The sequence below is a fragment of the Xanthomonas sp. LMG 8993 genome (genome assembly GCF_009835065.2).
GTDB lineage: Bacteria > Pseudomonadota > Gammaproteobacteria > Xanthomonadales > Xanthomonadaceae > Xanthomonas > Xanthomonas arboricola.
Genome location: NZ_QVIF02000004.1, coordinates 331,012 through 354,233 on the forward strand (window position 1 = coordinate 331,012; position 23,222 = coordinate 354,233).

Sequence of the window (23,222 nt, forward strand, 5' to 3'; positions counted from 1 at the left end):
CATGCTGGGCGGCATGTGCGACCCAATCGCGGTCGCACGGCGCCAGCACGGCAGTCGCATTGCAGGCTGCTAGTGCTTCGGCTTCGGCTTCGGCTTATGCGCACCCGGACCATGCGGATGCTCGATCTGCTTCAGCGACGCGGCCTTGGCGCCCAGGGCATGCGCGTGGATCAGTACCCCGTGCGGGGTCGTCCTGGTATCGCCTTCGGCCACCAGCGTCTTGCCGACCACCAGCTGCTTGGCGAAGTCCTCTCCGGCATGCGGTGGGAACCGCACCGTGACCTCGTCGTCCAGCAACGCGCCATGCACCTGCCCGTGCGGGCCGTGCAGCAGGCGCGCGATGGTGCCGCTGTGCTGGGTGAGCTGCGGCTTGGGCGGCTTGCCGGCGGGCGGTTTGGGCTTGGGCTTGGCATGCGGCCCGTGCGGGCCCTCATCGACGATACGCTTGCCACCCTCCGGATCAATCGCCAGGGCCACCAGCATGTCCACATCGCGCGGCTTGAGGCCACGCACACTCAAGGTGCTGCCGGGCTTGAGCGCCTTGAGCAAGGCGGCGGACAGGTGCGGCGGCGTGTGCACCTCGGTGCCGTCGGTCAGCAGCAGGCCGTCGATATCGGCCTTGGGATTGAGCAGAAAGCGCGCCAGCGTGCCGCGGGTTTCGGGAAGGAAATCAGGGTCGACCCAATGCATGAAAAACTCCAGAGAAGTGAGAACCGGCCGATGCCGGCAAGCCGCGCCCGTCGCCACGCATGCGGCGTGGTGAACAGGCGCGTAGAGGGGAACGCGACGGGTAAGCGCCGCCGCGTGGGCGGCGGCGCCCTGGATCAACGCGGCGCCGGAGCCGGCGCTGGCGGTGCGGCCGGCGGGACAGGCGGGGCCGGTGGTGCGGGCGGCACCGGGCCGTCCGGGCGCGGCGGGCTGAACAGCGCACGCTGCGAGGCGCGATCGCGGCCCAGTTGGGTGGCTTCGATGGCGCGGCCGTTGGCGGTGGCAACCCCGAAGCCGCTCACGCTCAATGGCGCGCCGGCCCGCAGCAGATCACCGAACTGAAGCGCCAGATGCGGCGGCATCCGCACCAGCGTGCCATCGCTCAGCAACGCGCCATTGGTCTCGCCACCCGGGCCGTAAACCAAGCGCTCGATGCGTCCTTCCGCCTGCAACGGCGTCAACGCGGCAGGTGCTGGTGGCGCCGGCGGCATGGCGCCCGTCGGCGGCTGGTCGACCACTTCGCGCCCACCACGATTGGAGCGGATGCTGCTGGCGCGCAGCACCGGCAGGCTGCCCAGGCGATAGCCCTGCACGCTCACCGTATCGCCCCGGCGCACCGCAGCCTGCAACTGTGCGGACAGATGCGGTGCAAATGCCACCTGGGTGCCATCGCGCAACCACAGGCCGTCAACCTCGCCATTGGGATTGAGCATGAAGCGCTCGACCGTGCCGGTGATGCGCACCGGGGTGGCGGCCAACGGCGCAGGCGGTGCGGGCGGCACCGGCGGAGCCGGCGGTGGCGTGCCGACCGGCGCGCGCGGCGCCATCGGTGCTGCCGGCGGTGTGGGAGCCTGCGCGGCAGCGGTCGCCACGCTGCAGGCCAGTGCGAAAGCAAGTGCGGTCTGACGAATCATGCGATGTCTCCAACGCGGCAGGAGCGCCGCTCGCCCTGGAGATAAAGCAGCAATCGTGCCAACAGCGAGTCCGTTGTTTTATAAGGGTTTTGTGTCTGCACGCGCGCGGACAGTCGTCTGCGTTTCATCCACCACTGTCCGCTTTGCAGACACGTTGCAGCTCGGGTTGTGTTTCGACCCTGCAAGGCAAGAGCGTGCCGGGCACGCTCGACGGTGGCGTGCGCGTGCCGATGTCCGGGCTGGATTTCGAACGCGTGGTGCTGCGCTTTCCGGCTGCACCGTTTGCTGGTGCAAGGCCGTAGCCAATGCTGCGAGTGGCAGCGGCGACATGCAACCAACAGGTGCGCATGACAACAGGTGCACGTGCTGCTGTGCGCGTATTGCGTCGTGACCGAGGCGGCAGCCTGCAACCATCGCGTCCGGTGATCGCTGCGCCTACTGCAGGCCGTACTCATCGAGCTTGCGGTACAGCAGCTGGCGATGAATGCCGAGCCGGCGCGCGGCTTCGGCGCGGTTGCCGCCACTGTGCGCCAAGGCGTCCTGGATCATCTGCTTTTCCAGCCGCGCCACCGCCTCGGGCAAGGTGCCTTCCGGTGGCGCTGTCGTCGTGGGCTGCTCGGCATCGTACTCGAGCGCGTCGTCCAGATCCGCGGCAACGATGCTGTGGCCGCGCACCAGCAGCTGGCTGCGTTGCATGACGTTACGTAGCTCGCGCACGTTACCGGGCCACGGGTAGGCCAGCAGCCGCGCTTGCGCATCCGCCGACAGCGCGCGCGCCGCGCCTTCGCCGCTGCGCAGAAAATACTGCGCAAGCAGCACGATGTCCTGCCCGCGTTCGCGCAGCGGCGGCAGTTCGATCGGCACCACATTGAGGCGATAGCGCAGATCGCTGCGGAACTGTCCTGCCGCCACCCACGCCGCCAGATCGCGATGCGTGGCTGCCAGCACGCGCACATCCACTTTTTGCGCGCCGCGCCCGCCCAGCGGCGTTACTTCGCCCTCCTGCAGGAAGCGCAACAACTTGGCCTGCATCGGCAGCGGCATGTCGCCGATCTCGTCCAGGAACAACGTGCCGCCATCGGCTTCGCGAATCAGGCCGATGCGGTCGCTGGTCGCCCCGGAAAAGGCGCCCTTGCGATGGCCGAACAATTCGCTTTCCATCAACTCCAACGGGATCGCCGCACAATTGACTGCCACGAACGCCGCATTTGCGCGTGCGCTGGCGCGATGCAGGGCGCGCGCGACCAGCTCCTTGCCGGTACCGGTTTCGCCGGTGATCAACACCGGCAGATCGGAGGCTGCCGCCAGCCCGATGCGTTTATGCACGGTACGCATCGCCGGACTGTGGCCGACCAGGCCGTCGTCGTCGTCGGGTGGTTCGCTCGCTGCGGCATCGGCATCGGCATCGGCGTCGGCATCGGCGCGACTCGCCAATGCACGCTCCACCACCTCGACGATATCGGCACGCCCCACTGGCTTGACCAGGTGATCGAATGCACCCAGCGTCATCGCCTCGATGGTGTTGCCGCTGGAGGCGTACGCGGTGAGCATCACCAGCGGCACCTGGCGCGCGCGGGGATCGTCCGCATGCGCACGCAGCACCTGGATGCCGTCCATACCGGGCATGCGGAAGTCCACGAACGCCAGCTCGATGCCGCCCTCGTTCAGGCGCAGCAAACCATCGGCGCCGTTGTCGACCGCGATCACCGTATGGCCGAGCGAGCGCAGCGTTGCCTGCAAGGTGGCCAGGAACGCCGCATCGTCGTCGATGATCAGGATGCGCGCCATGGCAGCTCCAGAATGAAATGGGTCATACCGTCGGCGTGTGCATAACGCACCTGCCCGCCATGTGCACGGGCGATCTCGCGCACCAGCGCAAGCCCCAGGCCATTGCCGTCGGCGCGACCGCTGACGAACGGCTCGAACAATTGCGAAGCGATGGCATCGGCGATGGCCGCGCCACGATTGCTCACCCGTAGCTGCAGCAACCCATCGCTGGCGCTGGCCTCCAGCGTCACCGCGCTGCCTGCATCGGCGTGCTGGAGCGCGTTGCGCAGCAGATTGTGTACGGCACGGCCGAGCTGCTGCGGATCGAGCATCCACTGCAGCGGCGCGTCCGGGACGCGCAGCTGTGGCGCCGGCGCGCCCGGCGGCAGCACGGCAGGATCGAGCAAGCTCGCCAGCCAGTCCTGCACCACCACCGTCTCCAGCTGCAGCCGGATCGGCTGCACCATGCCGAGCAGGCTTTCGACCACCCCATCCAGGCGACGGATCTGCCCCAGCATCAGCTCAGCGTGCGCGGCATCGTCCGGCGTGCCCTGGCGCGTGGCGATTTCGTTCTCCACGGCCAGGCGCATCGTGGCGATGGGGTTGCGAATCTCATGCGCCACCGTGGCGGTCAGGCGCCCGAGTGCGGCCAGCCGCTCGTGCCGTGCCAGCTCGTCGGCCAGCCGCCGCGTCTGCGCCAAGGCCTGCGCATTGCGCTGTGCGTAATCGCTGACTGCAGCGCCCAGCCGGTCCAGCTCGGGTGCGCCGGTGACCGGAATCTGCGGAAGTTCGGTATCGGCGGCCAGCGCCTGCTGGATGCGCTGCAGGCGCTGACTCCAGCGCCGCACCACCACGCCCAGGGCAATCGCCGACATTGCCACCATGGCGAAGATCAGCAGCATGCCGATCGCCAGTGGCCGCCAGGCATCGGAGGTGCTGGCCGGCACCCGCGACATGGTCCAAGCGGCGGTTCCCGCGGCCAATGGGCAGGCGCTGATCAGCACCACTTCGCGGCTGCCGTCGCGACGAAAATCCACGGCCTTGTTGCCCACCGCACTCTGCCGCGCGGTACTGACGATCGTGGTCCACTCGGCGGCCGGGATATCGGTCTTGTGATCGCTGCCGTCGTAGGTGGGATAGGCGTAGGCAACGAATCCCTTGTCGAGGTTCCACACCCCGCCCTCCACACCGGGCGCATCGGCCAGCACCAGTTGCACCACCACCGCGGCCAACCCGGCGCCGTTGTCGCCGCTGCGCGCCGCCTCGCTCGCGCCGGCGTAGCGCTGCACGATGCGTGCGCATTGCGCGGTCAATTGCTGGCGCGCATCGTCCAGTCGCACGCCTTCGGTCTGTCGGTACAGGCCATACAACATCGTGGCCACGCCCACGCAGGCAGCCAGGATCACCACCCAGATCAGCAGCAACTGGCGCAACAACGAACGAGGCATGCGAGGGTCCGGTAAAGACGTGCGGTTTCAGAACGCGGTAACTGTGTCAGCGCATGTTGGTCTTGACCAGATCGATCACCTCGTCGCCGCGCCCGCTCATCACTGCCTTGAGCAGATACAGGCCCATGCCCTTGGCCTGTTCCAGCTTGATTGCCGGCGGCACCGCCAGTTCCTGCGTGGCGATGCGCACATCCACCAGCGCCGGACCAGAGTGCGCGAAGGCCTGCCGCAACGCCCGCTCCAGTTGCGCGGACTCATCGACCCGGATGCCCAGGATGCCCATCGCATTGCTCATCGCTGCGAAGTCCGGATTGCGCAACTCGGTGCCGGTATCCAGATAGCCGGCGGCCTTCATTTCCATCGCCACGAATCCCAGCGAGGCATTGTTGAACACCACGATCTTCACCGGCAGGCGCAGCTGCGCCAGCGAGATGAAATCGCCCATCAGCATCGCAAAACCGCCATCACCTGACAGCGCAACTACCTGACGGCCCGGATACGCCGACTGCGCACCCAGCGCCTGCGGCATTGCATTGGCCATCGAACCGTGGTTGAACGAACCGAGCAAGCGGCGTTGTCCGTTCATGCGCAGGTAGCGCGCGGCCCACACCGTTGGCGTGCCGACATCGCAGGTGAATACCGCATCCTGGTCGGCGATCTGGCTGATCATGCGCGCCACGAATTGCGGATGCAGCGGCTCGCCTGGATCGGCCGGCACCGCCAGATCGTCCAGTCCCTCGCGCGCCTTGCGATAGTGCGCCAGCGCCTTGTCCAGGAAGTCGCGTTTCTCGCGTCGCTGCAGCTGCGGCAGCAAGGCGGCGATGGTTTCGCCCACATCCGCTGCGATGCCCAGCTGCAACGGCGTACGCCGCCCCAGCGCGCTCGGGTCGCGGTCCACCTGCACGATGGTCGCGTCCTTCGGGTAGAACTGCCGATACGGGAAATCCGTGCCCAGCATGATCAAGGTGTCGCAGTTGAGCATCGCGTGATAGCCGGAGCTGAAACCGATCAGGCCGGTCATGCCGACATCGAACGGGTTCTCCCACTCCACGTGTTCCTTGCCCCGCAAGGCATGCACGATCGGCGCGCCCAGGGTGTCGGCCAATGCCACCACCGCATCGTGTGCGCCCGCGCAACCGCTGCCGCACAACAGCGTGATCGCTTCGCTCTGCTGCAGCAGCGCGGCCAGTTGCTGCACATCTTCGGGAGCCGGCAGCACGCGCGGTTGGCGCAGTTGCGGCCACGCCGTGGGGATGTGCTTGTCCACTTCCAGCAGTGCGATATCGCCGGGGATCACCACCACCGCCACGCCTTGCTGCAGGATGGCCGCACGCATCGCGCGGTGCAGCACTTCCGGCAGCTGCGCCGGATTGGTCACCAATTCCACAAAGTGACTGCACTCGCGGAACAGTTCCTGCGGATGCGTCTCCTGAAAATAGTTCAGCCCGATCTCGGACGAGGGAATATGCGCGGCGATCGCCAGCACCGGCTGGCGGCTGCGATGACAATCGAACAGCCCGTTGATCAAGTGCAGGTTGCCCGGCCCGCAGCTACCCGCACACACCGCCAGCTTGCCGGTCACCGCCGCCTCGGCGCCGGCAGCGAACGCAGCCACCTCTTCGTGGCGCACGTGCATCCATTCGATCGTCTGCATCTCGCGCAAGGCATCGGTCAGGCCGTTGAGGCTGTCGCCGGTCAACCCCCAGATCCGCTCCACCCCCGCGCTCTGCAGCGTCTCGGCCAGAAACCGCGCCAACGTCTTTTTCTTCGCCACGATGCAGCTCCACGCTTGTTCGACAAGCCTTGCATGCTCCCAGTCACAGTGTCAGCGCAATGTGCTTGCACGCTGCAAACGCAGTAAAAATCACTGCAAAACAGCCGCTTCTATACATGCGCATCACATCGACGCGATGTAACCGCCAATGCATCACGCTTTGCGCGTGCGCTACGCGCATTGCAATTTGATGACAAGGAAGCGGAGCTGAACTGGGCGCGATGATTCATGGACCAGTCAGTCCAAAATTCATGTCGCGTTCCATCGAATAACGGAGAATTTACATCTCGGCAGCGAACGGCATCCGCCTCAGCGCCGGCCCAAACCATAAGTACAGGTATCGATCATGAAGAATTCCCTGCTGGCCCTCGGCCTTCTCGCAGCCCTGCCGTTTGCGGCCTCCGCTGCTGAAAACCTCTCCTACAACTTCGTCGAAGGTGACTACGTGCGCACCCCGACCGAAGGCCGCGACGCTGATGGTTGGGGCGTGAAGGCGTCCTACGCCGTCGCTCCGAACTTCCACGTGTTCGGCGATTACAGCAAGCAGAACGCTGACGACAACGACAACGTGTTCGAAAGCTCCAACTCCGACTTCCAGCAGTGGGGCGTCGGCGTGGGTTACAACCAGGAAATCGCCACCAGCACCGACTTCGTTGCTCGCGTTGCCTACCGCAAGCTGGACCTGGACACCCCGAACATCAGCTTCGACGGTTACAGCGTTGAAGCCGGCCTGCGTAACGCCTTCGGCGAGCACTTCGAAGTCTACGCCCTGGCTGGCTACGAAGACTTCTCCAAGAAGCGCGGCATCGACATCGGCGACAACTTCTACGGCCGCCTCGGCGCCCAGGTCAAGTTGAACCAGAACTGGGGCATCAACGGCGACATCCGTATGGATGGCGACGGCAATAAGGAATGGTCGGTCGGCCCGCGCTTCAGCTGGTAAGCCGCACGTTTGACTGCAACGCGACTCTCTCTCCCGCGTTGCATTGGAAGCCCGGTCCCCCGACCGGGCTTCTTTCTTTTGGGCGATCGGCTGGCGCTGCGCACATCGCGCTATAGCGGCATGTGCGCAATGCGGCTGCTGTAGAAGCACGATCCAGCGCGCTCAAGCGGCTACAGCTTGCCGCCAACCTTTGCGATCGACACCAACAAAAAGCCCGGCAATGCCGGGCTTTTTGTTGTTTCTGCGCAGCGCGTCAACGCGCGATGCCACGATCAGGTGAACAAGGTCTGCGGGTACTCGGGCTTGCGCTCGCGTGCCAGCAATTCCTTCAAGCCTGCTTCCGGGGTGATCTCGCCATGCAATACCGCACGCACGGCGTTGGAGATCGGCAGCTCGATGCCGTGATGCTCGGCCTGACGCATGACTTCATCGGCGGTCTGCACCGATTCAACCACCTGGCCGATCTCGCGGATCGCATCGTTCAGGCTCTGTCCGCGCCCTAGGGCCAGCCCCAGCCGTCGGTTGCGCGACAGATCGCCGGTGCAGGTGAGCACCAGATCGCCCAGACCCGCCAGGCCCATCAACGTCTCCGGCCGTGCACCGATCGCCGCCGCCAGACGCAGCATCTCGTTCAAGCCGCGCGTGATCAGGCCGGCACGGGCGTTGAGGCCGAGCTGCATGCCATCGGCCACGCCGGTGGCCACCGCCAGCACGTTCTTCATCGCACCACCGAGCTCGGCGCCCACCATGTCATCGCCCGTATAGGCGCGGAAAGTGGGGCCATGCATGGCATCGGCCACGACCTGCGCAAACGCCGCATCGTCGCCGTGCACGGTGATGGCGGTCGGCAGGCCGAGCGTGACTTCCTTGGCGAAGGACGGCCCGGTCACCACGGCCAGCGGAACGCCGGGACCGAGGATGTCGCGCGCCACTTCGTGCAGGAACCGCCCAGAACCGGGCTCGAAGCCCTTGGTCGCCCACGCAACGCCGGCACCGGCCGGACGCAACGGGGCGATCAACCGGATCGTCTCGGTGAATGCGTGCGAGGGCACCACGACCAGGATCCAGCCAGCATCGGCAATGGCCAGTTGCAGGTCGGTGGTCGCGCGCAGGCTCTCGGGCAGTGCAATCCCCGGCAGATAACGCGCGTTTTCGTGGGTGCGGTCGATGGTATCCACCATCGCCGCATCGCGTCCCCAGAGCACGGTCGGGTGACCGTGCCTGGCGAGCAGCGCGGCCAGGGCCGTGCCCCAGGAGCCGGCGCCGAGAACCGCGATCTTCTGCGTCGAATCGCTCATCGGCGCACGCAAGGCTTAGGCGTTGCCAGCCGGCTCGGAATCGGCCAGCGAGGTGCCTTCGCCCTGCGAACGCTGGCGCAGGGTTTCTGCATACAGCGCTTCGAAGTTGATCGGCTGCAGGTAGAACGGCGGGAAGCCGCCGGCCTGGATCAGGTCGCTGACCAGGGTGCGCACGTACGGGAACAGGATGTTCGGGCACTGGGTGCCGAGCAGCACGTCGATCGCCTGCGGCTCCAGGCCGACCAGGCCGAACACGCCGGCCTGCTGCACTTCGGCCACGTAGGCGGTCTTGCCACCGGCGGTGCAGGTCAGGGTCACGGCCAGCACCACTTCGAAGGCGTTGTCGTTGAGGCGCTGCACCTTCTGGTTGAGGTTCAGCTGCAGCTCGGGCTGGTTGGCGTCATTGAAGACGGACGGCGCGTTCGGCGATTCGAAGGAAACGTCCTTGACGTAAATCTTCTCGATGGTGAAAGCGGGGCCAGCAGCGGCGTCGGCCGGCGCAACCGCGCCGTTGATGATTTCGTCGGACATTCCTAACTCCAGAAACGGTTCGGTGGATGCAGCGTTGAATGATGCAGACGTGAAAGTGCGAGTCTCTCACGCCAGCAATGGGGACTTGCCCGGCGCCTCACAAGGTGGGGTCAGGCGCGGCCCTTGACCAGCGGCAGCTCGGCCATCTGCCAGGCGGCCACGCCGCCATCGAGCCAGTAGACCTGCTCGAAACCGGCTTTCTTCAGCGTCCTGGCCGCGCCCGCGGAGGCATTGCCATTGCGGCACACCACCACCACGGGCGAGGACTTGGCGTTGGCGAGGAGCTTGCCGGCCGGGTCGAACTTGGCCAGCGCCACGTTGCGGCTGCCGGCGATATGGCCTTTTTCGAAATCGGCGGTCGGCGACAGGTCGATCACCAACGCGTTCTCGCTGTTGATCAAACGGGTCAGCTCGGCCGGCTTGAGTGCGCGATACCCACGGAACAGGCGCGCGACCTCGGTGACGATCAGGGCGATGGTCAGGCCCACCAGGGCCAGTGACAACATGGGGTTGCGGCCGACAAAGGCCTGCAGCTCTTCGAAATTCACGGGGTCAGGGTCAGTCAAGCGGGCGGGAATTGTCGCACAGCTGGCGCGTGCGACGGCCAGGCGCCGGTGGCACGGGCTACTGGCCCTGCCACAGATCGGGCAGGCCGCTGGCCAGCCACCAGCGTTTGCGCTCGGCATCCCAGCGCCACAGCTCGATGCTGCGCACCAGCCGCTCGGCCTGGGTATTGCGGTTGATCACCCGCAGCTCGACCTCGCGGCGCAGGTCGCCGTTGCCATCCTCGCCCACCCGCAGCTCGCGGTAGCCGGAGATCTGCACCTGTTCGTAGCGCGAGCGTTCCAGATCGCTGAGCGGATGCGCCTGGGCATAGGTCGGCTCGACAAAGCCCTGCGCGGCATCGAAATCGCTCCAGCGCACCGCGGCGGTGTAGGCGGCCTGGGTAGTTTCCAGCGCGCGTGCCTGGGCACGGCTGCCGGCAGACGCCCCCCCGCTGACCATCGCCAGCCCGAGCAACAGCATTGCCCCGATCACTGCACGCATGCGCATTCCCCCAAGTCCAGCGCGCATCCTACCGTTTTGGAAACGCCACGAAGCGCCCGCTCAGGGTGGCCGCCGCCGCCCCGGATCCCAGCGCGATCTGCGCACGCATGCCGATGCGCGCCTTGCCGCGTTGCCGGAAGGTGGCCAGGAACGCCTCCCAGCTGCCGAGTTCGGACGGCTCGGCATTGGCCACCAGGTCCTCGTAGACCGGCGCGACGTAGCGCAGCTGGCTGTCGGCCACGTAGACATCGGCGCTGTGCCCGGCCAGTTGCAGTTGCAGCGTCAGCCAGCCCCAGCTGGCCAGCGTCATCAACGAAGCCAGGCTGCCGCCGAACGCGTTGGCCTTGTCGTTGACGTTGGCCTGCAGCGGCGCGCGCAAGCGCAAGGCGCCGTCATGCAAGCCGTCGACGGCAATGCCCATCGACAGGACCGGCGGCATGGCGACGAACTGTTGCTGCAGCGACTGCAGGGCGGATGCGAGCGTGCACGAAGGAGTCATCGGCGAAGGCTGAAAGACGGCGAAGGGCGGCATCATGCCGCAATGTTCCGCGAGCGTCTTGTGCACTGGGATGACATGCGGTACCGCATGGTGAACGCGTACGGCATCGCGTCGTCGCACGCCTGGGTCTCGCCCGGCTCAGGGCGCGAACACGACCTTGCGATAACCCTGCGCCACCCGCAGCAACGCGGTGGCCTTGGCCTTCCAATGCGCGCTGCGCTGCCTCTGCACGTGCGTCAACGGCGCATCGATGGTGCTGGTGAACACGATCTGCTCCGGAGCGGCGTGGAAGAACTTGTCCTGGATGCAGGCCGCCGGCGCCAGCTGATAGGTGGACAGCTGCTGTGCGACCGGCGATTCGTTCCAGCCGAACAGGAAAATGTCGGCCATGGTGTGCCAGCGTGCCTCGGCCGCCAGCAGCAGGCGCGCCGCATCGCGGCTGAGGATCAGCGCACCGGCGCAGACCGGCCAGCAGTGTTGGTGGGTCGAGGGACGCACCAGGCGCAGCTGCCGGCCACCGACTTCGGCAACCTTGGCATCGAGTTTGATGCGGTTGTAGGACGGCTCCAGCCGCACGATGCTGTTGCCGCCCGGCAGCCACTCGCTGCTGCGCAGCAGCGCCGGCAGCGCGTCGGACAGATGCATGTCGTCTTCGAAGATGGCGGTGTAGGCGTCGTCGGAGTCGGCTGCGATGCGCCACGCGGCCTGATGGCTCAGGAAGCACCCGATGTTGGAGGCGGTCCACTTGCGCGGGCCGGTGCTGAAGGCATCCCCGGAGCCTTCCAGCGGCCGCTCGCGTGCGAAGTCGGCAATCTGCGCAGGCGTCAGGGTGGCGCCATCGACTGCGGGAATCCGCTCGAACGGCAGGCCCAGTGCCTGGAACCGCGTCGACATCGCCTGCAGGCGCTCGCCGCTGCGCTGCATGTTGATGAGGTAGGACTTGATCACGGCGCCACTCCAGCTCGATCGTCGTGGCGGATCGTGGGCGGTAGCGGTCATCGGCACAGACCCGGGGACGAGGTTCTGGCCGCAGAAACGCAGGCATGGCGTCGAGCAGGCACGCAAAGGCCAGACAGCGCGCGAGGATCGAATCGCCGCCAGCGCCAGCGCAGCGCGCGACACCCGCCCCCGATAACGCACGGCTCTCGCATAATCACTGGATGACACCTCCCGCCCCAGCTGCCGACGCCTGGACCCTGATTTCACTGCGGCCCAGCGGTGAACACGCGCCACTGCGGCGGGCCGCCGCGCGGCACGGCGGACGGCTGCTGGCGCTGTCGCCGTGGCGGCTGCAGACCAACGACACCCCGCAGGCACGGGCTGCATTGCGGCAGGCCTTGCATGCGCCGATCGCGGTGTTCACCAGCCCAGCCGCAGTGCACGCAGCGCATCGCCTGGCGCCGCTGCAGCGGCCGGCGCAGGCGCAGTGGGTGAGCGTGGGAGACGGCACTGCGCGTGCGCTGCAGGCCTGCGGCATCGACACGGTGATACGCCCGGAGCGCATGGACAGCGAGGGCCTGCTCGCATTGCCGCTGTTCCGGCAACCGCTGCAGGCCGTCGGGCTGGTCACCGCCCCGGGCGGGCGCGGCATGCTGGCGCCGGCCCTGGAGCAGCGGGGCGCCCGCATCCTGCGCGCCGATGTCTATCAGCGCGTGCCGTTGCGCCTGCGCGCATCGGCAGTGCGTGCCCTGGCGAACGCGCTGCCCGCTAGCGTGCTGGCGCTGAGCAGCGCCGAAGCGCTGACGCTGGTGCTGCAGCAACTGCCCGGACCGCTGATCGACGCCTTGCGGCAACGCCCGCTGGTGGCCTCCAGCGAGCGCATGCTGCAAGCCGCACACGCCGCCGGCTTCCAGCATGCGGTGCGCGCTGCGGGTCCCTTGCCCGAGCAATTGGCCGCTGCCGCCGCCGCGATCGTGACACCATCGCGATCTTGCTGAACTTCGAACTCAAGCACGGCTTGCGGCTGTCTGCCGCTGCACGCCATGCTGTGGCAGATGACTGCGGCACCTGCACCCGTCGTGACCGCGCGAGGATGGACGAATGACCGAAATGCCCGCTTCCACGCGACGCTTTCCCCTGGCATGGCTGCTGCTCGTCGTCGCGCTGGCCGCCGTGGGCGTGGCGCTATTCTTCGGTTGGCGCGCGTGGCAGGGCTATCAAAGTGCGCAGCTGCAGGCCGCCGAAGCGCAGCAGCAGCGCTGGGATGGCACGCAGCAGATGCTGGAGACCTTGCGCCGCGACCAACGCCTGGCCAACGAACGCCTGGCGGATGCGGCAGCCACCAACCGCGTGCTGCGCGACGAGATGCTCGGCCTGAGCCAACGCAGCGCCTTGCTCGAAGAAACCGTGCAAAAGCTTGCCGATCCCAACCGCCACGGTGCACAGGCGCTGCGGCTGGATGAAGTAGAACTGCTGCTGCGGCTGGGCCAGCAGCGGCTGAGCATCGCCGGCGACGCCGACGGTGCGCGCCGCGCCTACGCACTGGCCAATGCCGCACTCAATGGCATCGACGATCCCGGCTATCTCAACCTGCGCCAGGCGCTGGTACAGGAACGCGACGCACTGGATCGCCTGGGCGCCGGTCCGCAGGCGCAGGCCGGCCACACCCTGGATCAGTTGGCCGGCGACCTGCTGCGCCTGCCCGAACAGACCGCTCAAGAGAGCGAAGCAGCGCAGCCGTGGTGGCAGAAAGCACTCACACCGCTGGTGGACATCCGTCCCAGCCGAGGCGATGCACTGCTGACCGGCGGCGATCGCCATGCCGCGCGCGACGCCTTGCAGATCGAGGTCAGCCTGGCCCGCGCTGCGGCCGAGCGCGGCGATGCCGCCGGCTTTGCGCAATCGCTGCGCCGGGTGGACACCTGGACCACCCGGCTGTGGCCGGATTCACCACAACGTCGCCAGGCACGTACCCGCCTGCGCACGCTGCAACAAGCGCCACTGCGTCCGCGCCTGCCGGAACTGGGCACCACCCTGCTGCAACTGCAGGCCATGCGTGAAGGGAGATCCACCCAATGAAAGTGTTGCGTACCGTCTTGATCCTGTTGGTTGCCGTGGCGCTGGGCGTGCTCGGTGCGCAATGGCTGTCGCATCAGACCAGTTACGACCTGGGCAATGTGGTGGTCAGCGTCGGCGGCAACGACTACCGCGCCGCCATGCCGCAGGCGTTGCTGATCCTGGTCATCGCGCTGCTGGTGCTGTGGCTGGTGTGGACGCTGGTCAGCCTGCCGTTCCGGGTCTGGGGCAAGTACCGCCGCAGGAAGGGCCGCGCCCGCCTGATCGAAGGCCTGCGCGCAGCCGATCACGGCCAGTGGCAGCGTGCCGAGCGCCTGTTGGTCAACGCCAGCGAGGATGCGGAGGTCAGCGGCATCGCCCTGGCCAGCGCGGTGCGGGTTGCCGATGCACGCGGAGACGAGGTGGCGGCCAACGCGCTGGCCCAGCAATTGGCAGAGCGCGACCCCACCGCACATGCGTTGCTGCAGGGCGAGCGGCATCTGGCGCGGCAACGCCCGGTCGAGGCGATCAATGCGCTCGATCATGCCAACGCCCAGCCGCTGCCGGCGCGTGGCCTACTGCTGCGCACGCACGCCCTGGCGCAGATCGGCCGCGCCGACGAGGCTTACGGCCAGCTGGGCGCATTGCGTCAGCAGGCGGTACTGGCACCGGAGGCCTACAGCGCCCTGGAAGCCACGCTGGCCGAGCAGACGCTGTTGCAGGCCGGCGATGCCAATGCCCTGGCCGAACGCTGGGAAGCGCTGCCCAAACCGCTGCGTACCTATCCTGCGGTGGTAGGCGCCTATGCACAGCGCGCCGCGGCGCTGCATTGGGACGACGCGGCAGTGCACAGCCTGGAGCAGGCGCTGGACACGCAGTGGGACGAATCGCTGGTGCGCCTGTACGGCGTGCTGCCCTTGGAAAAATACGATTCGCGCCGCGCCAGTGCGCAGCGTTGGCTGGCCCAGTACCCGGACAGCCCGGGCCTGTTGCTGACCCTGGCGCGCCTGGCCCGTCACCAGCAGCAGTGGTCGCAGGCCGAAGAGTTCCTGCATCGCGCGGTGGCCAATGGCGCGGGCAGCGAGGCCTGGGAAGAACTCGGCCACGGCTTTGCCGCCGCGGGGGATCTGCTGTCTGCACAGCATTGCTACGCCAACGCCCTGCGCGCCGCACGCGGCGAGCCGGTGCACGAGGGCTTGCCGCAGCAGTCGCTGCACGGGCCGATCGTCTCGGCGTATGCCACGCCGCCGGCCGATCCGCTCGCACCGGACGATCGCGTGCTTTGACCTGAGGTCTGATCGCCGTTGCGGCGATGCGTGGACTCACCATCAGCCCCGGCATGTCCGGGGCTTTTGGTTTTCTAGATCAGGGCAGAAGCGCCGCCGGCAACGTTTGCCGGCCCGTCGTCCTCACGTCCGCGGGGATGGCAACGCATTGACGTTACAAAGCTATCTGCAAACATAGCGGCGCAGATCACCCATCGCGCGATTCCCGGGGCGGCGCTGGCAATGCGCGCAAAAACGCGTCACAGGCACCGAAATAACGTGCCTGCTCGTGATCGACCGATTGCGCCGACAACACGCGCGAACCGCGCCTGCCGATCAACAGCATCGCCGCCGTCACACCGGCACCGGTCAGCCAGCCGGTCGCACCACCGATCCACAGCACCCCGACCAACAACGGCACGATCGACGCCATCGCGATGGCGACACACCGCACGCGGCGGCGCTCATGCCACGCGCACAGGCTCAGCACGTGCGCACTGCGCTTGCGCAGCACGATGGCCAGGATCAGATACGGCAGCACCCCCATCAATAGGGTCAGATAGATCGCCGGGTGATGCCAATGGAAGATGTAGCGGCGCGGCGAGATGTCCGCGGCCGCGTTGCACTTGACGCAACGCGGCGGCAGATCGGCGCCCGGCGTGCACACCAGCACATCGCCCTCGCGCCAGACGGCGCCGTGCGTCGGGGGCAAATAAAGCGTAGGGGGCTCGTGTGAATCAATGTTCGACATCCATGCGTCCTTGCAGGTTGGGGATTCGGGATTGGGGATTCGTAAAATCAGGAGTCCGCAGCTGCTTTTGCGAATCCCCAATCCCGAATGCCCAATCCCACGCTGCGCAGCAGCGTCAGCGCTCGACGATGGCCACCACGCCCATGCCGCCGGCGGTGCAGATCGAAATCAATGCACGGCCGCCGCCACGTTCTTCCAGTTGCTTGGCGGCAGTGGCCACCACGCGTGCGCCGGTGGCGGCGAAGGGGTGGCCGGTGGCCAGCGACGAGCCCAGCGGGTTGATCTTGTCCGGGTCGATACGGCCCAGCGGCGCTTCCAGCCCCAGGCGATTGCGGCAGTAATCCTCGCTTTCCCAGGCGCGCAGCGTGCACAGCACCTGCGCGGCGAAGGCCTCGTGGATTTCGTAGATGTCGAAGTCCTGCAGGGTCAGGCCCTGACGCGCCAGCATCTGCGGCACCGCAATGGTCGGCGCCATCAACAGGCCTTCGCCATGCACGAAATCCACCGCCGCCACCTGCGCATCGCGCAGATAGGCCATCGGGGTGTGGCCATGCGCCAGCGCCCAGGCTTCGCTGGACAGCAGCACCGCGGCCGCACCATCGGTGAGCGGGGTGGAATTGGCCGCGGTCAACGTGCCGCGGCCGGAGGTCTTGTCGAAGGCCGGGCGCAGCGTGGCCAGCTTTTCCAGCGAAGTGTCGGCGCGCAGGATGTTGTCGCGCGAGACGCCGCGGAACGGCGCGATCAGCGTGTCGAAGAAGCCGCGCTCATAGGCAGCGGCCAGCTTGTGGTGCGAGGACACCGCCCATTCGTCCTGCGAGTCGCGCGAGATGTTCCATTCCTTGGCCATGTCCTCGCAGTGGTCGCCCATGCTCTTGCCGGTGCGCGGCTCGGCCACGCCGGGGAATTCGGGCTTGAGCTCGCTCAGCTTGAAGCCGCGCAGCAGCGCCTTGAGCTTGTCGCCGGTGGCCTTGGCGCGGTTGGCGGCCATCAGCCGCGCGCGCAGCTTCTTGCCGTAGACGATCGGCACTTCGGAGGTGGTGTCCGAGCCGCCGCCGATGCCTGAATCGATCTGGCCCAGCGCGATCTTGTTGGCGATGGTGATCACCGAATCCAGGCTGGTGCCGCAGGCGCGTTGCAGGGTGATGCCCGGCGTCAGCGGCGACAACCCGGACGACAGCGCCGCCTCGCGCGCCAGGTTCCAGTCCGAGGAGTGCTTGATCACCGCCCCCATCGCCACTTCGCCCAGTTGCTGCCCGTGCAGCCCGAAGCGCTCGACCAGCGCCCCCAGCGTGCGCACCGACATGCCCAGGTTGCCCACGTCCGCGTAAGCGGTGTTCTGACGACAGAACGGGATACGAACGCCGCCCAGAATGGCGACGGGACGGGCTGCGGGCATCGGTTGACCTGGCATGGAGGACTCGGGGACATGGCCTGCACAGGGCCGGCAGGCATAATGGCCGCAGTGTAGCTTCGACCCCGTGATGGGCCAACCGCGAATCATGAGCAAGACCGAACACGGCGTGACCGCCATGGGTGTGATGGCGCTGGAATTGACGGGCGGCACCGCCCCCGAGCGCGGCGCCCTGGCGCCCGAGCAAGCCGGCATGCTGGCCGAACGCATCGGCCGCGACCTGGCGCAGTGGATCCCCGAAGTCCGCGAGCTCGAGCTCAGCGTGGCAATGGCGCACTTCGACCCGGCCGAAGTGCTGCGGCCGGGCTGGCCGTTGCATCGCCGGCTGGACGAGCTGCATGCGCGCGCGCCCGGGCGCGATCAGGGCCCGCGCGTGCTGGCGTTCGGCGCCGATGCGCAGGGCGAGATCCCCCTGCCCTTCCAGGCCGACGCACAGCTGACCGGCGGCGGCCTGCGCGTGCTGCCGTTCCTGCTGTCCGGCGATCCGCAGGTCGTGGCGACGGTGGCCGATGCGATGGAAGAAGTGCTGCTGGCCCAGGGCATGGCGCAGGCCGATACCGCGCTGCTGGCGCAGGAAAGCTTCGGCGCACGCATCGAACATGCGCGGTATCTCACCGCGAACGATCTGGCCGCGATGATTTCGATGCAGTACGACAACCAGGGCCTGGCCCCGTTGTGGCCGCTGATCGAAGCCGCCCTGCTGGCGCCGCATACCGAAGAGTGGCTGGAACAGCCGCCCGAGCCGGTGCTGCGCTATGTCGAGGGCGAAGTGCGCATCGCGCTGTTCGACCCGGCCGGCTGGTGCGATTACTACGCGCACGACCGCGAGAATTGCGAACGCCTGCGCGGCGTCTACGAACAATTCCTCTCGCGTCAGCGACAGATGGCCGCAGTGCTGGAAGCGCATGGCCTGCCGGTACTGTACGTGCATGTGGAACCGGGCCAGGATCCGCGCCAGGCATTGGCCGCGTGAGCCAGACGCCGGCTTCCACAGCGCCGGCGTTGCAGGGCGTACTGGAAACCGGCGTGTATGTGGCCGACCTGGAGCGCGCATGCGCGTTCTATGCCCGCGTACTGGGACTGGCAGCCATGTATCGCGACACGCGCATGGCCGCGTACGCAATCGCGCCCGGGCAGGTGTTGCTGCTGTTCTTGCAGGGCAGCACCGCCTCCACGGTCACGCTGCCGGGCGGCACGATTCCGCCGCACGATGGCAGCGGGCGCGCGCATTACGCATTCGCCATCGCCAGTGATGAGCTGGCCGGATGGGAGGCACATCTGCAATCCTGCCACGTGCCCATCGAGGGCCGCACGCAATGGCCGGGCGGCGGGCACAGCCTGTACTTCCGCGATCCGGATGCGCATCTGCTGGAGCTGGCGACGCCGGGGCTGTGGCCGAATTACTGAGTGCCGATGACGCGGGTCTTGCGCAAGCGATCGACGTTGGTCGCCTGTGCGGTGCGCCCGGTGTGCGGTGTATCGACGGTTCGAGATGTACCGACAATTCAACAGGAAGCATGCAGCGCGCGACATGCGGCGTGCCGGATGCACTAGCGTCGGCACGCCGCAGGACCGGATCGCTCCCCCACCGTAGCCCAGAAACAACAACGCCGCGGTAATCGATCACCGCGGCGTTTTGCCTGGCTGCTGGCCTGTCCTGCTTACTTGGCTGCAGCTGGGGCGTTGTCGGTGGTGATCACACCGCAGGCCAGACGGCCGCCGGCGTTGCCGGTGGGCTGGGTTTTGTAGTCGTCGGCATCGGCGTGCACGATCACCGCGTGGCCGGCGATATCGAACTGATCGGCCTTGCCCAGATTGACGTTGCTCGACACCGGGCCATCGATGCTGGCATTGCCCTGCGCATCGGCCTTGATGTTGGGCATGTCGCCGCCGTGGTGCGGATCGGCACTGACGGCGCCGTGATCGGACTGGGCCGGGTTGAAGTGGCCGCCAGCGCTGCTGCCGTCCGGTGCGCTGCAATCGCCCTTTTCGTGGATATGGAAGCCGTGTTCGCTGTCGGGCTTGAGGCCACTGAGCTGGCCGGTGACGCGTAGCGCGCCGTCGACGATCTTGAAGCTCACCGTGCCTTTGACGTCGTTGCCCTTGGTCGGCTTGAGCTCGGCGGTGGCGGTGGTGGTGGCCGCCGCTTCGGTGACCATGGACGCGGCGTGCTCACCGCCATGCGCCGCTTCGGCCGCTGCGCCGGCCTGCGGTGCGGGTGCAGGGTCGGCCGGCGCGGGTTCGTCGCGTTTGCACGCGGTCAGCACCAGCGCGGTGGCCAGGAACAACGTCGTTGGAAGAATGCGCATGAGAAAACTCCTGTAGAAAGGCCGCAGCTGCAGCCAGGGGTGCCCCGACTCAGGGCTGCGAAGGGGGTGTGCGCCACTGGGTGACGCGGATGACGCCGCAGGCCAGGCGCGCGCCGGCATTGCCGCTGGGTTGGCTGCGATAGTCGTCGGCATCGGCATGCACGACCAGCGACTTGCCGACCACGTCGGTGGGCGCGGCATCGCCCAGGGTGATGCCGGCAACGATCATGTCCAGATGCGCGACACCTTCGGCATCGGCACGCAGGTTGTCCATGTCGCCGGCGTGGTGGGGAGTGTTGCCGGCACGTCCGTGCGCCGCACCGGTCGGATTGAAATGCGCACCGGCACTGCTGGCGTCGGCGGCGCTGCAATCGCCGCGTTCGTGCACATGGAAACCGGCCACGCCGCCCGGGCGCAGGCCACCGACCGTGCCGGTGATGCGAATGCCTTGCAGCGCAGGGACCAGCACCACCCGACCACTGACCAGGCTGCCCGACGCCGATGCCAGCGCCGCTTCGGCCTGCTGGACCGGACGCACGGGTACCACGCGCGCCGCCGGGGGCGGTGGTGGCGGAGGCGGTGGCGTGCTGCTGCAGGCGGCAAGCGCCAGCGCGGTGAGGGCAACGATCGTGGACGACCGGTAACGCATCGAGCTGTTCTCCTGATCAGGCTGGAAACCTATGCGGGCGCATGTTCACATGTCATGAAATGCGCGCGCTGGCAGTACAGGAGTTTACGGGGTTGGTGCGGATGCTCGGGTTGTTGGAGGTGCGGGTCGATGGGATGCGGGTTGTTGGGATGGTGTGCGGGGCGCCGAGTACACGTGTCGTGAGCTGCTTGGACGATGGCGTCGGCACGTTAGAACTGCGATGGCGTCATCGAGCGCAAGGACGCGGCGGCGTGTCACTGATCAACGCTTGCCGCGGGTAGTGTCGGGCAGCCTCAGCTCGATCAAGGCATCGTTGCAATAGATGCGCGTGCAGCAGCGCTTCCATCGGCACAGGGACCCTCACCCCAACCCCTCTCCCATCGGAGAGGGGCTTTAGCGCCAGATCAGCGGCGTTTGCGGCCTGGGCCGAGTTTGCGGGTGACGGTGTTGCGGCCCAGACCCAATCGGGCGGCGGCTTCGGCACGGCGGCCCTGGGTGAGTTGCAGGGCGGCTTCGAGCAGGGTCTTGTCCAGGCGTTCGCGGGCTTCGGCGTGCAGGCCCTGGGCGCCTTCACTCAGGCGTTGCGCAGCCCAGCTGGAGAGCATCTCGTCCCATTGCCCGTCGCCGCGGCCGGCACGCTGGCGGCGGCCGCCGCGCGCCAGTGCCGATTCCACGTCCACCACGTCGATGATGTCGGCAGTAGCCAGGGCCGCCAGGCGCCAGCAGACGTTTTCCAGCTCGCGCACGTTGCCGGGCCAATCGTATTGGCGGAGTTGTTCCAGCGCGACCGAGGAGAGCCGCTTGGGCAGCATGTCGAGCTTGCGCCCGGCCATGGCCAGGAAATTCTCGGCCAGCTGCGCGATATCGCCGCGGCGCTCGCGCAGCGGCGGCAATTGCAGGCGCACCACGTCCAGGCGATGCAACAGGTCGGCACGGAAGCGGCCTTGTTCGACCAGCGCCTCCAGGTCCTGGTGGGTGGCGGCGATCACGCGCACATCGACGCGGATCAACTCGCGCCCGCCGACGCGGAAGAATTCGTTCTCGGCCAGCACGCGCAGCAGGCGGGTCTGCAGCGGCAGCGGCATGTCGCCGATTTCGTCCAGGAACAGCGTGCCGCCGTCGGCCTGTTCGAAGCGGCCGATATGGCGTTTGGTGGCGCCGGTGAAGGCGCCGGTTTCGTGGCCGAACAACTCGCTTTCCAGCAGTTCCGCGGGGATGGCGGCGGTGTTGAGCGCGACGAAGGGTTTGCGCGCGCGCGGCGATTCGTTATGCAGCGCGCGCGCCACCAGTTCCTTGCCGGTGCCGGTCTCGCCATTGATCAGCACCGACAGCGGTGCCTGCGCCAGCCGGCCGATCGCGCGGAACAGCGCCTGCATCGCCGGGGTGTCGCCGATCAGCGAGGCCGAGCCTTCTGCCAACGGTGTCCCGATGATCTCCTCGACACCGGCATCGGCATCCGGCAGCGCGCGTGCGGCCAAGGCCACCGCATCGTCCAGATCGAAGGGCTTGGACAGGAACTCGTGCGCGCCGCCGCGGAAGGCGCCGGCGGTACTGGCCACATCGGTGTAGGCCGACATCACGATCACCGGCAGTTGCGGGTGCCTGGACTTGAGCTTGTCGAGCAGGCTCAGGCCGTCTTCACCGGGCATGCGCACGTCGGTGAACAGCAGATCCGGGGTGGGCCGCATGGCCAGTGCCTGCAGTGCGGCGGCGGCGCTCTCGAAGCCATCCACGGCGTAGCCGGCATCGCGCAAGGCGGTGGACAGCACGAAGCGGACCGAACGGTCGTCGTCGACCACCCAGATGTGGTGGGATGCGGCGGCGGCCTCAGCCATGCAGATGTTCCTTGTCGTGATCGCCGGCCAGCTCGGGCAACAGCAGGGTGAAAACGGTATGTCCCGGCCGCGAGCGGTAGGTCAGCGTGCCGTGGTGTTCGCGCGAGACCTGCTGGGCCAGCGCCAGGCCCAGGCCGCTGCCCTCGGCGCGGCCGCTGACCAGCGGCAGGAACAGGTGCTCGGCCAGTTCCTCCGGCACACCGCCGCCGTCGTCGATGATCTCCAGCCGCAGCGACATCGCATGCACGCGGTCGCGGATGCGCTGGCCGTGCTCGACGCGGGTGCGCAGGGTCACCCGCGTGGCGCCGGCCTGGAACGCATTGCGCACCAGATTCCACACTGCCTGGGTCAGGCGGTCGCCATCGCCGAGGATGTCGGGAATGCTGGGGTCGTAATCGCGCTGCACCTGCACCGACCAGCCGCCCTCGGCCTCGGCCAGGCGCAGCACACGCTCGAGCACGACGTGGATGTTGAGGCGGTCGTGCGGGCGCGCCGGCGTGGGCGAGAGCAGGCGTTCGAGCAAGGTATTGAGGCGTTCGATCTCGGTGCCGATCAACTCGATCAGCTCGCGCTCGTCCTCGTCGCGCCCGGCCGAGCGCCGCGCCAGCAACTGCGCCGCGCCCTTGAGCCCGGCCAGCGGATTGCGCAGTTCGTGCGCTAGGCCCTTGAGCGCGGCGCTCAAGGCATTGGGCAGCGCGTGGGTGGGATCCAGCGCGGGGAATTCGTCGACCGGATGGGTTTCCAGCAGCCAGCCGCCGTCGTCCAGCCGCGACAGCCAGCCTTCGGCAAAGCGCGGCGCGTCATTGGGCAGGCCCAATGCCAGCCGATGCAGGCGCAGCACGTCGCGCTCGTCGTTGAGCAGGAAACGGGCCAGCGCATCGCCCTGCACTTCCAGCGCGGCCAGCGGTTGATCGACCAGGCGCCGCGCACTGACCCCGAGCCAGCGCGCGAAGGCGGGATTGACGCCCAGCACGCGGCCCTCGCGGTCGGCCCAGGCCACAGGCGTGCCCAGGCTGTCCAGCGACGGGAGGATGGACGACATCAGCATTGCACCAATTTAGTGCAAACATGATCGGCCT

23 protein-coding genes and 1 pseudogene are annotated in these 23,222 nt (G+C 67.6%); 7 read left to right on the top strand and 17 right to left on the bottom strand.

Annotated features, from left to right (window positions below; genetic code table 11):
- Positions 1-69: 69 nt before the first annotated feature.
- Both DYQ94_RS10480 and DYQ94_RS10485 read right to left on the bottom strand, forming a co-directional pair.
- Positions 70-690 (bottom strand): hypothetical protein, encoded by a 621-nt coding sequence (locus DYQ94_RS10480; protein WP_126965468.1) that lies wholly within the window; start codon positions 688-690, stop codon positions 70-72.
- 134 nt (positions 691-824) lie between these two features.
- Positions 825-1,622 (bottom strand): hypothetical protein, encoded by a 798-nt coding sequence (locus DYQ94_RS10485; RefSeq protein WP_046345324.1) that lies wholly within the window; start codon positions 1,620-1,622, stop codon positions 825-827.
- A 134-nt stretch (positions 1,623-1,756) separates the two neighbouring features.
- Here DYQ94_RS10485 and DYQ94_RS10490 point away from each other — a divergent pair.
- A pseudogene (locus tag DYQ94_RS10490) lies at positions 1,757-1,885 on the top strand (isovaleryl-CoA dehydrogenase); the annotation flags it as partial.
- Positions 1,886-2,057: 172 nt separating this feature from the next.
- Here the strand turns inward: DYQ94_RS10490 and DYQ94_RS10495 are convergent.
- The 3 genes from DYQ94_RS10495 to poxB are packed head-to-tail and all read right to left on the bottom strand — an operon-like array spanning position 2,058 to position 6,593.
- A complete protein-coding gene (locus tag DYQ94_RS10495; protein ID WP_126965469.1) occupies positions 2,058-3,410 on the bottom strand; it encodes a sigma-54-dependent transcriptional regulator in 1,353 nt (450 codons plus the stop codon).
- Positions 3,395-4,837 (bottom strand): sensor histidine kinase, encoded by a 1,443-nt coding sequence (locus tag DYQ94_RS10500; RefSeq protein ID WP_065033157.1) that lies wholly within the window; start codon positions 4,835-4,837, stop codon positions 3,395-3,397. Before DYQ94_RS10500 ends, DYQ94_RS10495 begins: the two co-directional genes overlap by 16 nt.
- Before the next feature lie 46 nt (positions 4,838-4,883).
- Positions 4,884-6,593 carry a ubiquinone-dependent pyruvate dehydrogenase gene (gene poxB, locus DYQ94_RS10505; protein ID WP_180970360.1) on the bottom strand — a complete coding sequence of 570 codons (1,710 nt, stop codon included), beginning with the start codon at positions 6,591-6,593 and terminating at the stop codon, positions 4,884-4,886.
- A 364-nt stretch (positions 6,594-6,957) separates the two neighbouring features.
- Between poxB and DYQ94_RS10510 the strand changes: the two genes are divergently transcribed.
- Positions 6,958-7,554, top strand: a complete 597-nt coding sequence (locus tag DYQ94_RS10510) for an OmpO family porin (RefSeq protein ID WP_016904049.1) — start codon at positions 6,958-6,960, stop codon at positions 7,552-7,554.
- 272 nt (positions 7,555-7,826) lie between these two features.
- Here the strand turns inward: DYQ94_RS10510 and DYQ94_RS10515 are convergent, their stop codons facing one another.
- The 6 genes from DYQ94_RS10515 to DYQ94_RS10540 all read right to left on the bottom strand — a co-directional run bounded on the left by DYQ94_RS10515 (position 7,827) and on the right by DYQ94_RS10540 (position 11,877).
- Positions 7,827-8,852, bottom strand: a complete 1,026-nt coding sequence (locus DYQ94_RS10515; protein ID WP_026064544.1) for an NAD(P)H-dependent glycerol-3-phosphate dehydrogenase — start codon at positions 8,850-8,852, stop codon at positions 7,827-7,829.
- A 15-nt stretch (positions 8,853-8,867) separates the two neighbouring features.
- Positions 8,868-9,383 (bottom strand): protein-export chaperone SecB, encoded by a 516-nt coding sequence (secB, locus tag DYQ94_RS10520; RefSeq protein ID WP_016903394.1) that lies wholly within the window; start codon positions 9,381-9,383, stop codon positions 8,868-8,870.
- A gap of 110 nt (positions 9,384-9,493) precedes the next feature.
- Positions 9,494-9,931 carry a rhodanese-like domain-containing protein gene (locus DYQ94_RS10525; RefSeq protein WP_024940486.1) on the bottom strand — a complete coding sequence of 146 codons (438 nt, stop codon included), beginning with the start codon at positions 9,929-9,931 and terminating at the stop codon, positions 9,494-9,496.
- A gap of 76 nt (positions 9,932-10,007) precedes the next feature.
- Complete coding sequence (locus DYQ94_RS10530; RefSeq protein ID WP_026064545.1) at positions 10,008-10,430, bottom strand: hypothetical protein; 423 nt, start codon at positions 10,428-10,430, stop codon at positions 10,008-10,010.
- Between the two features lie 28 nt (positions 10,431-10,458).
- Positions 10,459-10,929 carry a YiiD C-terminal domain-containing protein gene (locus DYQ94_RS10535; RefSeq protein WP_024940488.1) on the bottom strand — a complete coding sequence of 157 codons (471 nt, stop codon included), beginning with the start codon at positions 10,927-10,929 and terminating at the stop codon, positions 10,459-10,461.
- 138 nt (positions 10,930-11,067) lie between these two features.
- Positions 11,068-11,877 carry a glycosyltransferase family 25 protein gene (locus tag DYQ94_RS10540; protein WP_126965470.1) on the bottom strand — a complete coding sequence of 270 codons (810 nt, stop codon included), beginning with the start codon at positions 11,875-11,877 and terminating at the stop codon, positions 11,068-11,070.
- Between the two features lie 95 nt (positions 11,878-11,972).
- Between DYQ94_RS10540 and DYQ94_RS10545 the strand changes: the two genes are divergently transcribed.
- The 3 genes from DYQ94_RS10545 (at position 11,973) to DYQ94_RS10555 (ending at position 15,209) form a co-directional block, all read left to right on the top strand.
- Positions 11,973-12,866: a uroporphyrinogen-III synthase gene (locus tag DYQ94_RS10545; RefSeq protein WP_160954795.1), complete on the top strand. Its 894-nt coding sequence runs from the start codon at positions 11,973-11,975 to the stop codon at positions 12,864-12,866.
- Between the two features lie 103 nt (positions 12,867-12,969).
- Complete coding sequence (locus tag DYQ94_RS10550) at positions 12,970-13,947, top strand: uroporphyrinogen-III C-methyltransferase (protein ID WP_102580133.1); 978 nt, start codon at positions 12,970-12,972, stop codon at positions 13,945-13,947.
- Positions 13,944-15,209, top strand: coding sequence for a heme biosynthesis protein HemY (locus DYQ94_RS10555; RefSeq protein WP_102250751.1), 1,266 nt, complete (start codon positions 13,944-13,946; stop codon positions 15,207-15,209). Before DYQ94_RS10550 ends, DYQ94_RS10555 begins: the two co-directional genes overlap by 4 nt.
- A 187-nt stretch (positions 15,210-15,396) precedes the next feature.
- Here the strand turns inward: DYQ94_RS10555 and DYQ94_RS10560 are convergent, their stop codons facing one another.
- Entirely contained in the window at positions 15,397-15,939 is a 543-nt protein-coding gene (locus tag DYQ94_RS10560; protein WP_160954807.1) for a hypothetical protein, read from the bottom strand.
- Between the two features lie 115 nt (positions 15,940-16,054).
- On the bottom strand, positions 16,055-17,350 hold the full coding sequence (locus DYQ94_RS10565) for an acetyl-CoA C-acetyltransferase (protein WP_024940494.1): 1,296 nt from the start codon (positions 17,348-17,350) through the stop codon (positions 16,055-16,057).
- Positions 17,351-17,438: 88 nt separating this feature from the next.
- Here DYQ94_RS10565 and DYQ94_RS10570 point away from each other — a divergent pair, with 88 nt between their 5' ends.
- Positions 17,439-18,323: a hypothetical protein gene (locus DYQ94_RS10570; protein ID WP_160954796.1), complete on the top strand. Its 885-nt coding sequence runs from the start codon at positions 17,439-17,441 to the stop codon at positions 18,321-18,323.
- Positions 18,320-18,757: a VOC family protein gene (locus DYQ94_RS10575; RefSeq protein WP_160954797.1), complete on the top strand. Its 438-nt coding sequence runs from the start codon at positions 18,320-18,322 to the stop codon at positions 18,755-18,757. The genes DYQ94_RS10570 and DYQ94_RS10575 overlap by 4 nt, the downstream gene beginning before the upstream one ends.
- Positions 18,758-19,011: 254 nt before the next feature.
- On the opposite strand, the gene DYQ94_RS10580 is transcribed toward DYQ94_RS10575, so the two are convergent.
- The 4 genes from DYQ94_RS10580 to DYQ94_RS10595 all read right to left on the bottom strand — a co-directional run bounded on the left by DYQ94_RS10580 (position 19,012) and on the right by DYQ94_RS10595 (position 23,191).
- Positions 19,012-19,659, bottom strand: coding sequence for a superoxide dismutase family protein (locus DYQ94_RS10580; protein ID WP_160954798.1), 648 nt, complete (start codon positions 19,657-19,659; stop codon positions 19,012-19,014).
- Positions 19,660-19,708: 49 nt separating this feature from the next.
- Positions 19,709-20,308, bottom strand: a complete 600-nt coding sequence (locus DYQ94_RS10585) for a superoxide dismutase family protein (protein WP_039516513.1) — start codon at positions 20,306-20,308, stop codon at positions 19,709-19,711.
- Between the two features lie 404 nt (positions 20,309-20,712).
- Positions 20,713-22,143, bottom strand: a complete 1,431-nt coding sequence (gene ntrC / locus DYQ94_RS10590) for a nitrogen regulation protein NR(I) (protein WP_160954799.1) — start codon at positions 22,141-22,143, stop codon at positions 20,713-20,715.
- Entirely contained in the window at positions 22,136-23,191 is a 1,056-nt protein-coding gene (locus DYQ94_RS10595) for a two-component system sensor histidine kinase NtrB (protein ID WP_016903409.1), read from the bottom strand. The genes ntrC and DYQ94_RS10595 overlap by 8 nt, the downstream gene beginning before the upstream one ends.
- Positions 23,192-23,222 lie beyond the last annotated feature (31 nt).